Consider the following 1,172-nt stretch of genomic DNA (forward strand, 5'->3'; position numbering starts at 1 on the left):
ATGGCGAAGGAAAAATTTGCGCGTACGAAGCCGCATGTGAACATCGGCACGATCGGCCATGTCGATCACGGCAAGACGACGCTGACGGCTGCGATCACGAAGTATTTCGGCGAGTTCAAGGCCTATGACCAGATCGACGCCGCGCCCGAGGAGAAGGCGCGCGGCATCACGATCTCGACGGCGCATGTGGAGTACGAGACGCCGAACCGGCACTATGCGCATGTCGATTGCCCGGGCCACGCCGACTACGTGAAGAACATGATCACCGGGGCGGCGCAGATGGACGGCGCGATCCTGGTGGTTTCGGCGGCCGACGGCCCGATGCCGCAGACGCGCGAGCACATCCTGCTCGCCCGCCAGGTCGGCGTGCCGGCGCTGGTGGTGTTCATGAACAAGGTCGACCAGGTCGACGACCCGGAGCTCCTCGAGCTGGTCGAGCTGGAGGTGCGCGAGCTTTTGTCGTCCTACGAGTTCCCGGGCGACGACATCCCGATCGTGAAGGGCTCGGCCTTAGCGGCGCTGGAAGGCCGCGACGCTGAGATCGGCGAGAAGGCGGTGCGCGAGCTGCTCGAGCAGGTCGACGCCTACATCCCGACGCCGGAGCGCCCGATCGACCAGCCGTTCCTGATGCCGATCGAGGACGTGTTCTCGATCTCCGGCCGCGGCACCGTGGTGACGGGCCGGGTCGAGCGCGGCATCGTGAAGGTCGGCGAGGAGGTCGAGATCGTCGGCATCCGCCCGACCCGCAAGACGACGGTGACGGGCGTGGAGATGTTCCGCAAGCTGCTCGACCAGGGCCAGGCGGGCGACAATATCGGGGCGCTGCTGCGCGGCATCGGGCGCGAGGACGTGGAGCGCGGCCAGGTGCTGTGCAAGCCGGGCTCGGTGACGCCGCACACCAAGTTCAAGGCCGAGGCCTACATCCTGACCAAGGAGGAGGGCGGTCGGCACACGCCGTTCTTCACCAATTACCGGCCGCAATTCTACTTCCGCACGACCGACGTGACGGGCGTGGTGCACCTGCCGGAAGGCACCGAGATGGTGATGCCGGGCGACAACGTGGAGATGACGGTCGAGCTGATCGTGCCGATCGCCATGGAGGAGAAGCTCCGCTTCGCCATCCGCGAAGGCGGCCGCACCGTCGGCGCCGGCATCGTCGCTTCGATCATCGA

The 1,172-nt window shown here is 66.6% G+C and carries 1 protein-coding gene; it reads left to right on the top strand.

Features of this window, described 5'->3' with window-relative positions:
* Window positions 1–1,172, top strand: a 1,172-nt coding sequence (gene tuf / locus ACUN0C_RS20165; RefSeq protein ID WP_445468190.1) for an elongation factor Tu, incomplete at its 3' end; no start/stop codon positions are given.

The organism is Faunimonas sp. B44, from assembly GCF_052655945.1.